Annotated in this window: 13 protein-coding genes; 2 read left to right on the forward strand and 11 right to left on the reverse strand. The window is 66.6% G+C overall.

Going from position 1 to position 16566, the window contains the following annotated elements:
* Positions 1-130: hypothetical protein (locus A6723_RS31640; protein WP_139092903.1), on the reverse strand; the 130-nt coding region annotated here is incomplete at its 3' end.
* A 458-nt stretch (positions 131-588) separates the two neighbouring features.
* Positions 589-1605 carry an ABC transporter substrate-binding protein gene (locus A6723_RS05120; RefSeq protein ID WP_139092904.1) on the reverse strand — a complete coding sequence of 339 codons (1017 nt, stop codon included), beginning with the start codon at positions 1603-1605 and terminating at the stop codon, positions 589-591.
* Between the two features lie 232 nt (positions 1606-1837).
* Between A6723_RS05120 and hutH the strand changes: the two genes are divergently transcribed.
* Positions 1838-3367, forward strand: a complete 1530-nt coding sequence (hutH, locus tag A6723_RS05125; RefSeq protein WP_054911302.1) for a histidine ammonia-lyase — start codon at positions 1838-1840, stop codon at positions 3365-3367.
* A gap of 212 nt (positions 3368-3579) precedes the next feature.
* Here hutH and A6723_RS05130 read toward each other — a convergent pair whose 3' ends face one another.
* Together A6723_RS05130 and hutC are read right to left on the reverse strand one after the other, a co-directional pair.
* Positions 3580-4170: a HutD family protein gene (locus A6723_RS05130; RefSeq protein WP_054911301.1), complete on the reverse strand. Its 591-nt coding sequence runs from the start codon at positions 4168-4170 to the stop codon at positions 3580-3582.
* On the reverse strand, positions 4167-4877 hold the full coding sequence (hutC, locus tag A6723_RS05135; RefSeq protein ID WP_054911303.1) for a histidine utilization repressor: 711 nt from the start codon (positions 4875-4877) through the stop codon (positions 4167-4169). Before hutC ends, A6723_RS05130 begins: the two co-directional genes overlap by 4 nt.
* Positions 4878-5124: 247 nt before the next feature.
* Here hutC and A6723_RS05140 point away from each other — a divergent pair, with 247 nt between their 5' ends.
* Positions 5125-6489, forward strand: a complete 1365-nt coding sequence (locus tag A6723_RS05140) for a formimidoylglutamate deiminase (RefSeq protein ID WP_054911300.1) — start codon at positions 5125-5127, stop codon at positions 6487-6489.
* 140 nt (positions 6490-6629) lie between these two features.
* Here the strand turns inward: A6723_RS05140 and A6723_RS05145 are convergent, their stop codons facing one another.
* The 7 genes from A6723_RS05145 to A6723_RS05175 all read right to left on the reverse strand — a co-directional run bounded on the left by A6723_RS05145 (position 6630) and on the right by A6723_RS05175 (position 16502).
* Positions 6630-7184 (reverse strand): lipocalin family protein, encoded by a 555-nt coding sequence (locus A6723_RS05145; RefSeq protein WP_065348191.1) that lies wholly within the window; start codon positions 7182-7184, stop codon positions 6630-6632.
* Positions 7185-7221: 37 nt separating this feature from the next.
* On the reverse strand, positions 7222-7476 hold the full coding sequence (gene bamE, locus A6723_RS05150) for an outer membrane protein assembly factor BamE (protein ID WP_054911291.1): 255 nt from the start codon (positions 7474-7476) through the stop codon (positions 7222-7224).
* Between the two features lie 73 nt (positions 7477-7549).
* Positions 7550-8155: a DUF924 family protein gene (locus A6723_RS05155; RefSeq protein WP_054911292.1), complete on the reverse strand. Its 606-nt coding sequence runs from the start codon at positions 8153-8155 to the stop codon at positions 7550-7552.
* Positions 8155-9168, reverse strand: a complete 1014-nt coding sequence (locus A6723_RS05160) for a class 1 fructose-bisphosphatase (RefSeq protein WP_054911293.1) — start codon at positions 9166-9168, stop codon at positions 8155-8157. Before A6723_RS05160 ends, A6723_RS05155 begins: the two co-directional genes overlap by 1 nt.
* A 232-nt stretch (positions 9169-9400) precedes the next feature.
* The gene (estP, locus tag A6723_RS05165; protein ID WP_054911294.1) at positions 9401-11308 is read right to left on the reverse strand and encodes an esterase EstP; all 1908 of its coding nucleotides are present in this window, start codon (positions 11306-11308) and stop codon (positions 9401-9403) included.
* Between the two features lie 101 nt (positions 11309-11409).
* Entirely contained in the window at positions 11410-12774 is a 1365-nt protein-coding gene (locus tag A6723_RS05170) for a DUF3999 domain-containing protein (RefSeq protein WP_054911295.1), read from the reverse strand.
* Positions 12771-16502, reverse strand: a complete 3732-nt coding sequence (locus tag A6723_RS05175) for a DUF2339 domain-containing protein (protein ID WP_065348192.1) — start codon at positions 16500-16502, stop codon at positions 12771-12773. The genes A6723_RS05170 and A6723_RS05175 overlap by 4 nt, the downstream gene beginning before the upstream one ends.
* Positions 16503-16566: the final 64 nt, after the last annotated feature.

The following is a 16566-nucleotide window of genomic DNA, read 5'->3' on the forward strand; positions in this document are numbered from 1 at the left end:
TGGGGTTCTCGGCGACTTCCGGGTCGAGGTTGTTCATCAGCATGCGCAGCGGCGCTTCGGTCAGCCAGCTCTTGGCGTTCAGTTGGGTGCCGCGCGGGGCACGGATTTCGACGTCGCGGAATTTGGTCACGGAAGGCTCCTTCGCTTGCTCGGATCGTTAAGCCGGTGAGGGCTTTGGCAGTTCGTTCGACAGTGCCGAGGGGTTCGCCACCATCATGTCTATGCTTGTATGTACAAGTATAAGCAAAGCAAAGGCCAACCTTGACTGATGCCGTGCATGGGCCGCCAATAGTTGATATCAAGGTATTGATTTATAAGAATTAAAAATGAAATTACGGCCATCGACAGCGGATGACGGAAAGGGCCGTCTGACAGACAACCGCACCAGAAGAAGGCTTCCATGCACCGTTTCGTTGCGTTCGGTAACACCGCTCGCTACGAAGGGACACAGGTTGTATAGACAAGTGTTTTCCGAGCAGGGAATGCCAGTCCGCAGCGGCGATGTTCGCGAGCAAGCTCGCTCCTACAAAGAGCGCGGTGGTGGTCGGCCTGTAGGAGCGAGCTTGCTCGCGAACCAACGCCACAGCATTACTTCAATGCGGCGTCGATCTTCCCCGCCGCCTCCGCCGTCACCCATTTCGACCACAACTCCCGGTGCTCGCGGAAGAACTTCGCCCGCACATCCGCCACGTCGCGGTGGTGCTGCGCCATATCCGCCAGCAGCGCGTTGAACATGGGCAGCGGCAACTCGACCTTCTCGAACACCTGCACCAGTGGCGGCGCCTTGTCGTGGAAGTCGCGGGACACACCGATGCTGATCTTCGCCGGCAGCGAGCGCGACCCCCTGGGATTGGGGTTGTTCGGGTCGGTGAGGGTCTTCCAGGCCGCCTCGTCGAACGGCGGCTCCTCCAGTTGCACCAGCTTGAAGCGGCCCAGCAATGGCGTCGGCGCCCAGTAATAGAAGAGCACCGGCTTGCCCTGGGCGATGGCCGAAGTGATCGCCGCGTCCAGGGCGGGGCCGGCGCCAGTGCGGAAGTTCACGTAGCTGCCGTCCAGCCCATAGGCCTTGAGCTTCTGCGTGTTGACGATCTCGCAGGTCCAGCCGGTGGGGCAGTTGTAGAAGCGGCCCTTGCCGGGCTCCTCGTCGTCCTTGAACAGGGCCTTGTAGTTGGGCAGGTCGCTCACGGACTTCAGGTCCGGCGCCGAGGCCTTGATGCCGCGCTTGGCATCGCCGTGCACCACGTAGTCCGGCACCCACCAGCCTTCGCTGGCGCCCTTCACTGTCTCGCCCACGGAGAACACCCGCCCGGCCTGCTCCGCCTGCTGCCACACCGTGCTGCGCCCAGCCCACTGCTCGCCGGTGACCTGGATGTCGTTCTGCTTCAGCGCGTTCTCCATGGTCACCGTGTTACCCGGCACGGCATCGGTCTGACAGCCGTAGCCCTTCTCCAGGATGAAGCGCAGGACCTCGGTGGTGAACATCCCGCTCTCCCAGTTCAGCCCGGCGAATACCACGGGTTTCGGATAGGGACAGCCGGCGGCAAGGGTCTGGGCGCACAGGCCGAAGGCCAGTAGCAGCGCGAACAGGCAGCGGGGTGCGGACATGGGCGACTCCGGGCGCGTTGATGTCCTTAGGGTTTAGCCGCCACGGCGCGGTTTGCCCACAACCATCGGACTGGAAATGCCACCGCGGGTGACATTCACTTTCTCTCGAGTGGCCTCACAGCGCGACCGGCGACGAAGGCATGGGCCCTGGCGCGCCATGGCACAGCGATTGCTATACCTGTATATACAGGAACAATCCACGGTAACACTTCACCGAATCCAGGATGCCGACATGCCCGAATCCCTGCTCCTGACGCCCGGCCAGTTCGACCTCGACCAGCTGCGCGCCATCTACCAGCACCAGCCCGACCTGCAGCTTGCCGACGCATGCCGCGAGGCCATCCTGCGTAGCGCGCAGACGGTCAGCCAGATCATCGCCGACCAGCGCACCGTGTACGGCATCAATACCGGTTTCGGCCTGCTGGCGCGCACCTCCATTCCCGAGGAGCAACTCGCCACGCTGCAGCGCAACCTGATCCTTTCCCACTGCACCGGCACCGGAGCGCTGCTGGATGACGCCAGCGTGGCACTGATGATGGCGCTGAAGATCGGTTCGCTCGCGCGTGGCTTCTCCGGCGTCAGCCCGGCAGTGATCGAAACGCTGCTCAAGCTCTACCGCGCGCGGGTCTACCCGTGCATTCCCTCCCAGGGCTCGGTGGGCGCCTCCGGCGACCTCGCGCCACTGGCGCACATGTCCGCGCCCCTGCTGGGCGTCGGCCAGGTGCGCCATGAAGGGCGCATCCTCGACGCCACTGAGGGCCTCGCCATCGCGGGGGCCGAGCCACTGGTGCTGGGGCCGAAGGAAGGACTGGCGCTGATCAATGGCACCCAGGTGTCCACTGCGCTGGCCCTGCGCGGGTTGTTCGCGGCGGAGCGGCTGTTCATCTCCGCGGTGGTCGCCGGCAGCCTGACCGTGGAGGCGCTGAAAGGCTCGTTCGTGCCGTTCGACGCGCGCATCCAGGAGGTGCGCGGCCAGCCGGGGCAGATCGCGGTCGCCGCGCTGTACCGCGAGTTGCTGCATGACAGCCCGATCAACCAGTCGCACATCGACTGCAAGCGCGTGCAGGACCCGTACTCGCTGCGCTGCCAGCCGCAGGTGATGGGCGCGTGCCTGGATCATCTGCGCTTCGCCGCCAGCGTTTTCCTGCGCGAGGCCAATGCGGTTTCCGACAATCCGCTGGTATTCAGCGCTGACGGCGATGTTCTGTCAGGCGGTAACTTCCATGCCGAGCCGGTGGCCATGGCGTCGGATGTGCTGGCACTGGCGATCTCGGAGATCGGCGCGCTGTCCGAGCGGCGCATCGCCCAGCTGGTAGACCCGGCGATGTCCGGCCTGCCAGCGTTCCTGGTCAAGGAAGGCGGGCTGAACTCCGGCTTCATGATCGCCCAGGTCACCTCGGCGGCACTGGCATCGGAGAACAAGACCTGGGCGCACCCGGCGTCGGTGGACAGCCTGCCGACTTCGGCGAACCAGGAAGACCACGTGTCCATGGCCACCTTCGCCGCCCGCCGCCTGCAGGACATGGCCGCCAACAGCGCCGGTGTGGTCGCCATCGAACTGCTCGCCGCCGCCCAGGGCGTGGACTTCCATGCGCCGCTGCAAAGCTCGCCGCAACTGCAGGAAGTACGCACGCTGATCCGCAGCGAAGTGCCGCACTACGAGCAGGACCGCTACTTCGCACCGGACATCGCCGCCGCACGGGCGTGGGTGGAGGATGGGGTGATGAGTCGGTGGATTGGCTACGAGCGGTTGTATGACTGACACCTACACAGGGCGTATGAGCTCCGTCGCCACAGGTGGAATCTGCGCTCGGGATTGCCCTCCCCCTGAGGGCCGTAGGATGGGTGGAGCGGAGCGATACCCATGCGGATCGCCGCGCGGCAATTGATGGGTATCGCTCCACGCCATCCTACTCACAGCGTCCTGCCGTCCCCCTGATAAAAAAGGGCGCCTCGAAGGCGCCCTTTTCTCGTTCAGCGTGGGTCGAGTTCGATTACGCAGATGTCCGCACAGCCCGCCACCGCGAACCGCCACTCCCGCAGCGCACCATCGCTCTCGGCAATCAGCGTGTCATGCAGGCCCAGCACACCGGCCGCCTCGCCGTTCAGGCTGGAATGGATGCCCTCGCCCGCGCTGAACAACAGCACCGTGGAAGCGCTGCTGAAGAAATGCGTCGCGCCGTCCACCTTCAGCCATTGCAGTCGCGCCCGGTAGCGCGTGGGCGAATAGATCAGGTTGAAATCGCGGATCGCGCCGCCGAGCAGCGTGCATTCCACCGCGCTCGCGCCATCGAAGGCGAAAGCGTCGAGCGCTTTTAGAGCGCGGGAATCGACACCGTCGACGTTCAGCCGCATGCCCTCGCCTTCCAGCACGCTGATGACGCGCTGGTAGCCGGTGAAGGCGGAGAACGGCCCGGGGGCGCCGACATCGGCAATGGACACGCGCCAGCCGAACCCTTCCAGGCCATCGCCGGCATCGCGGACGATCTCACGGGTCGTTCCCGCGCCGTTCTTCCACGGCATTGCCGGGTAGTCGGTGGCGCGCAGAATTCGCACTTCACTCATGAACTGAATCGTCCTTCCAGGCGGTAGCGCGAACCCGGATAGAGCAGGCGCGCGCTGGTCACGGTATTGCGTCCCGACCAGGTGCGCCGGCGGATCAGCAGGCATGGTTCATGGCGGTCGACGGACAGCAGCTTGCACTCTTCGGGGCTGGGCAGCACCGCCTCGACCACGTGCTCACCCTCGCTCAGCGGGGCGACCTGGGTGAGGTAGGCGAAGGGCGTCTGCCCGGTGAAATCCTGCTTGAGGTAGTCCGGCGCCACGGCCGCGTTGACGTAGCGGTCCTCGATCTGCACCGGGATATCGTTCTCGTAGTGCACGATCACCGAGTGGAAGATGCGCAGGCCCTCGCGCACGTCCAGCGCCAGCGCGCGCTCGGCGCTGGCCAGCTCTTCCACCAGACTGATCACCACGAGGTGATGCTTGTGCCCGCGGGCGGTGATTTCCTCGGCGATGTTCTGCACCTGGAACAGCGCGGACTGACCCTTGGGCTCGGCGACGAAGGTGCCGACGCCCTGCATGCGCACCAGCAGGCCGTCGGCAGTCAGCTCGCGCAGTGCGCGGTTGATGGTCATGCGGCTGACACTCAGCTCGGCGACCAGCTCCGCCTCGGACGGCACGCGGTGATGCGGCGGCCAGGTTCCGGACTGGATCTGCTGGATGATCATCTGCTTGACGCGAGCGTACAGCGGCGCGGGAATTTCCCCCATCTGCGCGGCGAGCGACGAACCCTCGGCGGGCGGGGTAGGCGTGGGCGATGCGGGCACGGGAAACTCCTTGTCGTGGCGACGGTGTTCTTTCTTTGGAGGGCGACTGCGGTCTGACTCCGGCATGTACCGGATTCGACCCGTGCATACAAGTCCTCTGACGACCGCCGGGTTGCCTTGCAGTTTACGGTCCCGGCAAACGTCTGTATATGTATATACAAATTCCAAGAAACCTGCGAGGACCTCCCGCATGTCCGTTCTGTTCGCCGAAACTGCCCTGCTGCCTTCTGGCTGGGCGCGCAACGTTCGCTTCGAGATCGATGCCGCGGGCCTGTTCACCGCGATCACCCCGGACGCCAGCGCAGAAGGCGCCGAGCGCATCGCCGGACCGGTCCTGGCGGGCATGCCGAACCTGCACTCCCACGCATTCCAGCGCGCCATGGCGGGCCTGGCGGAAGTTGCCGGCAACCCCAATGACAGCTTCTGGACCTGGCGCGACCTGATGTATCGCCTGGTCGGTCGCCTGTCGCCCGAGCAGGTCGGGGTGATCGCCCGCCAGCTGTACATCGAGATGCTCAAGGCCGGTTACACCGGCGTCGCCGAATTCCATTACGTGCACCACGACATCGACGGCCAGCCCTACGCCAACCCGGCGGAACTGGCGCTGCGCGTCAGTCAGGCCGCGGTGGATGCCGGCATCGGCCTGACCCTGCTGCCGGTGCTCTACTCCCATGCCGGCTTCGGCGGCCAGGCGCCGAGCGAAGGCCAGCGCCGTTTCATCAACAGCACGGACAGCTACCTGAAACTGATCGACGGGCTGCGCACGCACCTGGCAGACCAGCCGCAGCAGGGCCTTGGCCTGTGCTTCCACTCCCTGCGCGCGGTGACACCGCAGCAGATCGCCGAGGTGCTGGGGGCTGATTCCAGCGGCTGCCCGGTGCACATCCACATCGCCGAGCAGCAGAAGGAAGTCGACGATTGCCTGGCCTGGAGCGGTCGCCGTCCGCTGCAATGGCTGTACGAGAACGTCGCGGTGGACGAACGCTGGTGCCTGGTCCACGCCACCCACGCCGAACCCGACGAGGTCACCGCCATGGCCCGTAGCGGCGCGGTCGCCGGCCTCTGCCTGACCACCGAGGCGAATCTGGGCGACGGCATCTTCCCGGCGGTGGATTACCTCGCCCAGAACGGCCGGTTCGGCATCGGCTCGGACAGCCATGTATCACTGAGCGTGGTCGAGGAACTGCGCTGGCTGGAATATGGCCAGCGCCTGCGCGACCAGCGCCGCAACCGCCTCTACGGCAAGGACCAGCCGATGGTTGGCCGCACCCTGTTCGATGCCGCCCTCAGCGGCGGCGCCCAGGCGCTTGGCCAGCCCACGGGGGAACTGGCTGTCGGCAAGCGCGCCGACCTGCTGGTGCTCAACGGTGGCGACCCTTACCTGCAGACCGCCCGTGGTGACGCGATCCTCAACCGTTGGCTGTTCGCCGGCGGCGACCGCCAGGTGCGCGATGTGATGGTCGCCGGACAATGGCGCGTGCGCGAGGGCCGGCATGCGCTGGAAGAACAGAGCGCCCGCGATTTCGCCCACGTCCTCCGCGAGCTGCTGGACTGACAGCCCTGTAGGAGCGAGCTTGCTCGCGAACAGCCTTCGCTGCGAGGCGAGTTCGCGAGCAAGCTCGCTCCTACGAAAAGCCCGCGCCGGCAATAACGCGCGAAATGGCCGCCATGAAAAAACGCCCCGAGGGGCGTTTTTTATTGGGCCGCCGAACTGGAATCGGCTGCCCGCCAGATCAGGTCGTCGGTCTGGTAGCCGCGCTCATGGGCCAGCCCCAGCAGCTTCATGCGGGTGGCATCCGGCACCACCGGCTTGCGCGACAGCAGCCAGAGGTACTCGCGATTCGGGTTGCCCACCAGCGCGGTCTGGTAATCGTCGTCGACGTAGAGCACCCAATAGTCGCCCTTGGCGAGCCCCGGAAAAATCCGCGTGAAGGTATTGTCGAAACGCACCCAGAGCTTGTCGGTGCGGCCCGGCACTTGCGCTTCGGCGCGGCCGGTGGCCTGGTCCCACTCACCGTCGGTGGTCAGGCAGCGATTGGTCACCGCAATGCTGGAATCAGGCTGCAACTGATAGTGGGCTTCCGACTGCGCGCAGTGGCGCTGGAAGAACATCGGCTTGCGCGCCAGCTCGTACCAGGTGCCCTCGTAGCGCTTGAGGTCGACCTGCACGGTCTGCGGCGGTTGCGGCGAGGAACCGGCACAACCGCTCAACGCGGCGAGGCAGGCCAGCCAGATAAGGGATCGACGCATTGCGTTGCTCCTTGGCTGCCCGCCCCGTCGCCCAGGCTTACTTCAGGCCTTGGGCGGAGAACAGCAGCACTTTGTCGCCAGCGTACTGGATGCTGATGAAAGCCTTCTCGTCACCCCAGGTGCAGCTGGAAACCCCCAGTGCGCCGGAGCATTCGGCAGGCTTGCCGAGCAGGCTTTCCACCTCGGCCTTGCTCATGCCGGTTTTGATCTTGGAATAGTTCTCCTGGTTCACTTTGCTGCAAGCGGCCAGGATGACACAGAACGCGACGAGCGCGAGGCGGCGGAAGGACATCGACAACTCCATTGTTTGGGGGGCAGGCCAACAAGCTTGGCACAGGGCGACCGGTTCGGCCGCCGGGTTGGAGTCAGAAACGTGAGCCAGGTTCCGTGAGGAACTGCGCTTCTTCGGCCGTCGAATCACGGCCCAGGATGAGATTGCGGTGCGGGAAGCGACCGAAGCGGTCGATCACCACCTGGTGCTTGCGCGCATAGGCGAGGTAGCCGGCGAACAGCACCTTCTCGCTATCGCTGGATTCGCTCTGTAGTTCTTCGTACAGGCGCACCGCCTCGTTCTGGCTGGCCCGGTCTTCGGCGTGTTCCAGCACGATGTAGACGAACACCCGCTCGATGCGCGGCAGCTGGCGGTCAAAACCGGCAGCCAGGCCCTGGCGCACCAGTTGCTGGGCGCGGGCATCACCGGCGTAGGCGCGCGGGGTATCGCGGAAGATCATCCGCGGCAGCTGGTCCAGCAGCAGGATCAGCGCCAGCCAGCTCTGCGGCTCGCGCTCCCATTCCTGCAGACCACCGTCCAGGGCCTGGCGTACCAGGCCGCCGAAACGGTTTTCCGAGTCCACGTCCTGGCAGGCGCTCTTGCCGAACCACAGGGCGTTGCGCTGGGCGGCGACTTCGTTGGCGTCCAGCGCGTTGCCAAACCACCAGTCGAGCAGCGACTGCCAGGGCGCGGCGGCCATCAGCCTTCCTGGTGGTAGGCGGTGGCGCGCTCGACTTCTTCCTTCGAGCCCAGGAATACCGCGACGCGCTGGTGCAGGCTGTCGGGCTGGATGTCGAGGATGCGCTGGCGGCCGTTGGTGGCGGCGCCGCCGGCCTGCTCGATGATGAAGGACATCGGGTTGGCTTCGTACATCAGGCGCAGCTTGCCGGGCTTCTCCGGCTCGCGGGAATCGCGCGGGTACATGAACACGCCGCCGCGGGTCAGGATGCGGTGCACGTCGGCCACCATCGAGGCGATCCAGCGCATGTTGTAGTTCTTGGCCAGCGGGCCTTCCTTGCCGGCCAGCAGCTCATCGACATAGCGCTTCACCGGAGCTTCCCAGTGGCGCTGGTTGGACATGTTGATGGCGAACTCGGCAGTCTGGGTCGGCACGGTGATGTTGTCGTGGGTCATCACGAAGCTGCCCAGCTCACGGTCCAGGGTGAAACCCTTGACGCCGTTGCCCAGGGTCAGGATCAGCATGGTCTGCGGGCCATAGATGGCGTAGCCGGCGGCGACCTGGGTGGTGCCCTTCTGCAGGAAGGCTTCCTCGCGCAGGCTGTCGTTCTGGCTCAGGTATTCCTGCGGGCAACGCAGCACGGAGAAGATGGTGCCGACCGAGACGTTGACGTCGATGTTGGAGGAGCCGTCCAGCGGGTCGAAGACCAGCAGGTACGCACCCTTCGGGTACTTGCCCGGAATCTGGTAGGGGTGGTCCATTTCCTCGGAAGCCATGCCGGCCAGGTTGCCGGCCCACTCGTTGGCTTCCAGGAGGATTTCGTTGGAGAGGACGTCGAGCTTCTTCTGCACCTCGCCCTGGACGTTCTCGGTCTCCATGCTGCCCAGCACGCCACCCAGCGCGCCCTTGGAAACGGCGTGGCTGATCTCCTTGCACGCGCGGGCCACCACTTCCACGAGGTGACGCAGGTCGGCCGGGGTGTTGTGACTGCGGGTCTGCTCGATCAGGTAGCGGCTCAGGGTAACGCGGGACATGGAAGACTCCAGGGGAGAAGATGGAAAAAATCAGGGCGCATTCTAGCGTGGAAACGACCGCGATGCCTCCTTGCACGGAGGCTCACCGAATGCTTGGAGCCCGCCGCTCACGGGCAGTTCCCCAACGCCGGTCGGCCCCGCGACCTTCGGCCGCGCGGCGAGCGGCCCACGTGAAAGAAAACGGGGTGACGGCCACATCCGCCCGTCACCCCGCCTCATTCACCTCAGACGATCAGAAGTCCAGGCTCAGCGCCAGGTTCACCCCCTGTGCCAGGTCGTCGCTGCTGCGGTGTGCGCTGTAGCCGCCGCGCAGGGTCAGCTCCGGGGTCAGCTTCTGGGCAACGCCAATGGTGGCGCGCTGCAGGTGGCTCTGCGGGGTATAGCCCTGCAGGCTGAAGCCGATGTCCGGCAGGCTGGTGAAGTTCATGCCGACGTTCTGGGTGTCGTCGGCATATTCCCGCTCTACCGCGACTTCACCGAACAACTGGGTCTGCGGCGATACGTCGAACTTGCCCTGCAGGCCCACGCCGAGGCGCCGGGAGTAGCGATTCTGCTCGTCATAGGCCAGCGCGGTGGAACGGCCGCTGCCCTCTTCGTAGCTATCCACTTTCACCCGCGCCCAGTCCGCACTGACGAAGGGCGACAGGTGCCAGTTCTCGCCGCCCTGGGCAATGTCGTAGCCCAGGCGACCGCTGAAGGCCAGCAGGCTGCCGTCGGTGTCGGCCTTTTCCTCGACTTCGTGGTTGATGATGCTGAACTTGCGGTTCGCATCTTCGTAGTCGAGCTTGCCGCCAGTGACAGAGGCGTCAGCCCACCAGCGGTTCTGCTGGAACTGCACGAACAGGCTGCCCAGGTAGCTGTTGAGCTTGTAGTCGGAGTCGTCGGAGCCAAGCTCCAGTTTCTGCCGGTAGAAGCCCAGCGAGCCACCGACGCGCCAGGCGTCGTCGAGACGATAGCTGGTGCCCAGGGTCAGGTTGGCGCCGTAGCCGGAGCCGTCGGCCGCGCTGTCCTGGTCGTCGTAGTCCAGGTGCTGCGCGCCGCCGCTGACGAAGCCGCGCCACTGGTTCACGCCCTGCCAGCTTTCCCAGTCCGCCAGCCACTGGCTGCGCAGTTGGTCCTGGTAGGCGTTGTACGTGCCCAGGGCCATCTCCGGCAGCATGGTCGCTTCCCACGGGGCAGAGAGCACCGAGTAGGCATAGTCGGCAATCAGCGTCTGGCCGGCGATGGTCGGGTGCACGCCGTCGTTGAAGATCAGCTTGGTCGGATCGGGGTTGCTGCCGTGGCGGCCATACACCGCGTTCTCGGGGCAGCTGTTGCCGCTGAAGCAGGTGCCGATCAGGTTCTGGTCGGTGGCCAGGCCATAGGCGCCCGGGTTGGCCAGGACTTCCTTGAACATCGCCGGGATGTTCAGCGGAATGACGTTGGCGTTGGAGGCGGCCAGCTGCGCGGCCAGTTCCTCGTTGAAAATGCCCGACAGCTGGGTGCCGAAGGACTCCAGGGCGGTGCCGTTGGTGGCCGGGGTCTGCCCCAGGTCAGGCAGCAGCCAGACCATGATGTAGCGCGCACCGGCGTTGTGCAGCGCATCGACGCTGTCCACCAGGCGGCCAGCGGCGGCGCGGGCTGTGGGGTCGTCGGTGATGCGGAACTGGAGGAAGTCGTTACCGCCACCGGTGAGGTAATACAGCGCGTTCGGGTCGGCGCGGTTGTTCACCAGGTAGCCGTCACGGGTACGACTGTCGGAGCCGGAGGTGACGACAGAGCCACCGGGCGCGGTGATGGAATCGTAGATCTGGTCGGTGCGGTAGCCGCCGACCGCCCAGTTGTTGCCGTCCACGGTGCCGGGGACCAGCGACGTGGAGGGGTTCAGGTCGGTGCCATTGATGCCCAGCTTGCCGCCCAGGATCATCGGCGCCGTGGGGCCGAAAATCTCGCCGCTGCCGTCCAGGTAGGTGGGGCCGACGCGGTTGGTGAAGCGGGTGCTGGCACCGGCAGGGCCGCCGGCGTCGGCGAACTGTCCGGAATCGCTCAGGCTGTCGCCGAAGACGACCAGGGTGGAATACGGCGAAGGGGCTGCGGAGGCCTGTGCGGCAATGGCCATCGCGCACGCAGCCGCCAGCGGGGTGAGCGCCTTTCTGATCATTCTGCTACTCCATGCTTTGTTGTTATTCGGTAATCAGAACAACCAAGACAGTATCAGAATTTCTACAGGCGACACCCCTATCTTGCGGCGATCCGCGTCGATCAGCTGGCCTGGCGATTGCTCCGCAGCAGGCTCAGCGCCATCAGCGCGAGCAGGCCGACGCCCGCCAGCAGCAGCGCCCACAGGCCGTAGCGTTTCCAGTTTGTATCGGCCTTCGCCTCCTTGGCCGTCGCGGGTGTGGCAGGAGCCTGAAGAGTGCCCTTGAGCCGTGCCTCGCCCATGCCCGCCAGGCGCTTGGGCTCGTAGCCGGGCACCAGGGTGGTCAACGGCAGGCTGCCATCGGTGATCGAACCGTTGCCCACCGCCAGCTCATAGGGCGCACCGCCGCGCGCGAGGAACACCAGCTCGCTGGCGCGCACGCCCACGCTCAGGTGCGCTGTCGAGCCGCCGAGGCCACCACCGCGCGAATCTACTTGCAGGCGCAACTGGCCCAACGTGCTGCCAGGCAGCTCCAGCTCTTCCTGGGTAATCTCGCCACCCTGCCCCGGCAGGCGATACAGCACGCCGCGCGCCAGCGGAGTCCACTGCACGTTGCCGTCGTGGCGACCAGAGATGACCACCGGCGCCAGGGTGTTGTCCTGCTGCAGAGGAATCCGCACGCGTTCCACCGGCAGTGCCAGCGGCAGGCTCCAGCTGAAGTCACCATTAGTGTCGGTCTTGGTCGCCAGCGGTTCGGACCAGAGCATCGGCACCGGGCCGCTACTGCTGCGGCTGCCACTGAGCGTGGCGCCCACCAGCTGCGCGGCCTGCTCCGGCGACTCCCACCACAGGCGCAGGTAGCGCGCTGTTTCGCCCGGCAGGGCGATGTCGTTCTGCTCGATACGCTGGCCGTTGAAGTCCAGCCGCGCCAGTTGTCCCTCGCCCAGCGAACGCCAGTGTTCGAGGTCGTCGCTGGCCTCGATGCGCAGGCGCTGGAAGCCGTCGCCATCGGCCGTCCAGTCAAGCTGCAGGCGGTCCAGCGGCAGGTCGCCGGCACCGGTCTCCAGCAACCAGCCGCGGAGCACCTGGGCCTTGTCCGGCGTCGGCGCATTCGGGGTGATTTCCAGGATTGTACCGGTGGTGCTGCGGACGATCTTCAGGTTGTCGCCGGCCGCACTGCCAGAGGCGCCACGCAGCGGGAAGATGCGCGCCTGCACTTCGCTGCGCACCTCTTTCTCGCTCGCCGCGCTGGTGCGCAGGCTGTAGGGCAGCGCCTCGCCCTCGGCGTTGAAGATGCGCACGTCGCGCAGGTCACCATGGCGGGCCGCGAACAGTACTTCGATGGGCAGTTGCACGCGGTACCAGGGGCCGTTGCCGGAAACCTCCAGCGGCACGCGATTGGCGAAATCCGCCGGCGCGGGCGCAGCACTGGCGTAATTACCCAGCAGGCACGCGCCGATGAAAAGTACGAGTGTCTTGAGCTTCATGCGGAGGGTTGCTCCTGTTGCGATGACTCTTCGGGCACAGGCCGGCGCGGCGGCAGCGGCGCGAAGTAGCCGACGATCAGCATCAGCACGCCGACACCGATGAAGGAAATGATGCGTTCCAGGCTGCCGCCACTGGCGCGGTCGACCAGGAACAGCTTGATCACCACGACGACCAGCAACACCGCGCCGACCAGCCAGAAATCACGCCGGCCACGCAGATGCCCGGCGATCATCAGGCCCAGTGCGATCAGTGCCCAGACAATGGACAGCCCGGCCTGCACCAGCATGGACTGGCTCAAGGCGTCGAACTCGAACGGCACGCCGCCCCAATGGTGCGCGGTACGGCACACGGCCATGGTCAGCAGGGCAAACAGCGAGGCACCCAGCAGCGCCTGCACCGGCAGGCGCAGGGTCGATTCGGCCACGCCCAGTTGCGGCAGCCCCAGGCGCGTCCACTGGAAGATCGCCGCGAGCACGATGAGCATGCCCAGCTCCAGCGGGTTCAGCAGCGGCAGGTACGGCAGCGGGTCGGCCGCGCCGTTGCTGAACAGGTTGACCAGCCAGAACCAGCCCAGCAGCGCCAGGGCTACCGGAGCGGCGGCGATGGCGCGGTACTCACGCTCGAAGGCGGCCACCGGCCACGGCAGGCGCGCCACACCGCCCATGAGGATCAGGAACAGGCTCGGTACCAGCGCCCAACCCAGCCAGCGCCAGGCGTTGTAGTGCTCGGCCAGGGCGAAGAACAGGTAGCGCAGCTCCAGCGCCAGCACGCCGAGGATCAACCAGCAGCCCAGCACATGGGCCGTGCGCGCGGCCAGGCGCGGTAGCAGCGCATCGAGGCGGCGCAGGATGAAGAAGTGCACCACGAACACCGCCAGCCAGCCAAGCCAGCCCAGCTCTGCCAGCGGGTGGTACTGCAGGTTCCAGGCACTGGCAAGGGCCACCAGCGACACCGGCACCAGCGCCAGGCACAGCAGCGCCAGCGCGCGCCATTGCTCGCGGCGCGCCAGCAGCGACCAGAAGCCCGCGCTGATCGCAGCCACCAGCACCGCCACGTGCTCACGCATCTCGCTGGGCACGAAGCGGGCGATCTCCCACAGCGCGGTCAATGCCCACCAACCGGCGCCCCAGACCAGCAGCAACTGCGAAAGCCGCTCCAGTCCAAGACCACCCAGCGCCAGGTTGCGCTCGCGCTCGCTGGCTCGGTGCAGGCGCCAAGCGCCGACCAGAGCGGCCAGCGCCAGCACCGCCGGAGTCCAGAAGCCCATGTGCGCCAGCGGCTTCAGGCCCTCGCTGGGCAGGTCGCCGAACAGCGCGGCGCCACCGAAGAGGAAGGCGCCCGCGCCAATCACCTGCAGCACCAGGCCGAAGACGAAAGCAGCGCGTTGCTGCAATTGCAGGCTCAACCAGAGGATCAGCAAGCCGCTGCCCGCCCACACCGCCGCCGCCGTTTGCCACGGCAGCACGAAAAGCACGGCGAGGTTGACGAAGGCCAGGCCCAGCAGCAGGACCACGCTCAATCCCAGCATCAGCCGGCGGTCGTCGCGGACCATGGCGTCTCTCGCAGCGACCAGCATGCCAGCGATCAACGCGAGGCCAATCAGCGAGGCCGTTACCAGCCCGCGCCAGCCGGAGCCCAGCACCCCGCCGCCTTCCTGCGCGCCATGCAGATGCAGGAGGAACACCGCCCCGCCCAACAGCTGCACGGCAAATGCGCAGGCCAGGAAGGTGCGCGAGCGCAGGCGCAGCGCGGCGAACAGCGTGGCCAGCCCGGCGATGGCCCAAGTCATGGCCGTGCCGTCCGCGCCAAGCAGCAGGGGCGCGATCAGGTAGAGGAAGGCCAGGCCGAAAGCTGCCAGGACCGGGCGCGCACTCGGCTCCCAGCTGCGCAGAATGTGTGGATCGGCGTTGCGCAGGTTCCAGAAGCTGAACAGCAATGCCACACCGAGCATCAGCGCGCCCAGCGGTGCACCTTCGAGCAGCGTCAGCGATTGCGGGTCGGCATGCAGCCCAGCGAGGAACGCCAGCGCTGCGCCCACTTGCAACAGCAGGGCAAAAATCCGCGCCAGCGGTCGCTGCTGGCGCAGGCCGAGCCAGAAGATACCGGCGCCTTCCACGGCCCAGGCGGCAGACGTCCAGCGCGCATCCAGGCCCAGTGGAATCGCCAGGGTGCCGAATACCACGCCCAGCGCCAGGCAGGTTTCCACCAGCAGCAGCGCGCGGCCGGCAGTGCGACCGGCCAGCACGCGGGCGAGCACCATGTAGAACAGGCCCAGCGCCAGGGCGCTGAACGCAGCGCCGAACTCCAGGTGCTGGATGATCCCGTACTGCAGGCCGAAGCCCACCAGCGGCGTACCGAACAGGACGGTGCCGTCGACGTAGTCGGTCTGCCGCGCCGACCAGCGCAGCAGCGCCTCGCGGGAGTCATCCTCCGGCGCGCCAGCCGCCTCGCGCAGGCGCCGGCGGGCGAACAGCAGGCCGATGGCGACGTAGGTGAGGAAGAACAGGACCAGGAACGGCTCGGTCGTTCCGAACAGCTCCGGCTGGTACGAGCGCAGGCCCCAGGCCAGGCCGATGCCGAAGGTGCCGAAGAAACCGATCAGGTTGAGCAGGCGCCAGGCCTTGAACCAGGCGATGGCGAAAATACCGGCGTTGAGCAGGGCGAAGTAGCTGAACAGCGCGACATGGCTGCCGCCGCCGGTGGAAGCCAGGATCGGCGCGGCGAAACCGCCCAGCGCGGCAGCGGCGGCCAGGCCCAGCGCGTCCTGGAGAATGGCCAGGATCGCCGAGAACAGGGTGACCGCCACCAGCAGCACGAACCCGGCCTGCGGATCGATCAGCACTTCGCCGTGGTTCATCGCCGGGTACAGCTTGATACTGGCGAACACCGTCAGGTAGAGCACGGCGATGCCGGTGCCCTGGAGAATCAGCGCATAGGCCGGGCGCCGATGACGCAGCCACCAACCCAGGCCGAGCAACGCCAGCGCGGCGGCCGCGGTGCCGATGTACGGCCCCTGCGGCGGCATGGTCATGCCTTCGGTGGCGTAGCGCAGCAGGAAGGCCAGGCCGAGGAACAACAGCAGCACGCCGACGCGCAGTACGGTATTGCCGCCCAGCAGCCAGTCGCGGGCGGCTCCGAAGGCGCGGTCGAACAGTGAGGGAACTGGCGGTTGTGGTGGCGCCGGCGGGGCGGCAGGAGCCGCGTGTGGCTGAACCTCGGGCTCTTCGACACGCGCCTGGGTTGCTGGCTTGTCCAGGGGTTCGAGCACCAGGTCCGACCACTCGACAGCTGCTCCCTCCCGCGCAGCGGCCGCTGGGGCGGGCGCCAGCTCGTCGGCAGGCAGCTCGATACTCCACTCCAGCTCGGTGGCAACAGCTTCGCGGGTGGGTGCCTCGAATTCGGGCTCGCCGTCGGCGTCTACTTCAGTCCTGGACGGAGCAACGGGCATCTCGGGCGCGGTGTACTCGACGCCGGCCGGCGGCACCTGCCCGGCAGCGCCACGCTCCACCTGCAGCAGCCGCTCATAGAGAGCCTTGGTGCCCTGGTCGAAGCGCTCGCCAAAGGCCTTCAGCTCGCCGCGAAGGCTGGCATTTTCCCTTTGCAGGCTGTGCAGCGCGAAGGTCTGCCCCAGCGCGAGGCCCACCACCGCACCCAGTACCGCCCCGGTAATCGACTCGCCCGCAGCGGCGCCGAAGACCAGGCCGACCAGCATGAAAATCCATTGCATGCTTTCGAATCCTTGAGGTTCTGTGCGAATCCATCCCGACCCGGACGCGTACGCCCGGACAGCT

The organism is Pseudomonas sp. AU11447, assembly GCF_001672555.2.
In the GTDB taxonomy this organism is placed as follows: Bacteria; Pseudomonadota; Gammaproteobacteria; order Pseudomonadales; family Pseudomonadaceae; genus Pseudomonas; species Pseudomonas nitroreducens.

Bases quoted from the DNA above. Each gene is read 5' to 3' on its own strand.
- A6723_RS05120 (WP_139092904.1), bottom strand. From the start codon at position 1,605: ATGTCCGCACCCCGCTGCCTGTTCGCGCTGCTACTGGCCTTCGGCCTG.
- hutH (WP_054911302.1), top strand. From the start codon at position 1,838: ATGCCCGAATCCCTGCTCCTGACGCCCGGCCAGTTCGACCTCGACCAG.
- A6723_RS05130 (WP_054911301.1), bottom strand. From the start codon at position 4,170: ATGAGTGAAGTGCGAATTCTGCGCGCCACCGACTACCCGGCAATGCCG.
- hutC (WP_054911303.1), bottom strand. From the start codon at position 4,877: ATGGGGGAAATTCCCGCGCCGCTGTACGCTCGCGTCAAGCAGATGATC.
- A6723_RS05140 (WP_054911300.1), top strand. From the start codon at position 5,125: ATGTCCGTTCTGTTCGCCGAAACTGCCCTGCTGCCTTCTGGCTGGGCG.
- A6723_RS05145 (WP_065348191.1), bottom strand. From the start codon at position 7,184: ATGCGTCGATCCCTTATCTGGCTGGCCTGCCTCGCCGCGTTGAGCGGT.
- bamE (WP_054911291.1), bottom strand. From the start codon at position 7,476: ATGTCCTTCCGCCGCCTCGCGCTCGTCGCGTTCTGTGTCATCCTGGCC.
- A6723_RS05155 (WP_054911292.1), bottom strand. From the start codon at position 8,155: ATGGCCGCCGCGCCCTGGCAGTCGCTGCTCGACTGGTGGTTTGGCAAC.
- A6723_RS05160 (WP_054911293.1), bottom strand. From the start codon at position 9,168: ATGTCCCGCGTTACCCTGAGCCGCTACCTGATCGAGCAGACCCGCAGT.
- estP (WP_054911294.1), bottom strand. From the start codon at position 11,308: ATGATCAGAAAGGCGCTCACCCCGCTGGCGGCTGCGTGCGCGATGGCC.
- A6723_RS05170 (WP_054911295.1), bottom strand. From the start codon at position 12,774: ATGAAGCTCAAGACACTCGTACTTTTCATCGGCGCGTGCCTGCTGGGT.
- A6723_RS05175 (WP_065348192.1), bottom strand. From the start codon at position 16,502: ATGCAATGGATTTTCATGCTGGTCGGCCTGGTCTTCGGCGCCGCTGCG.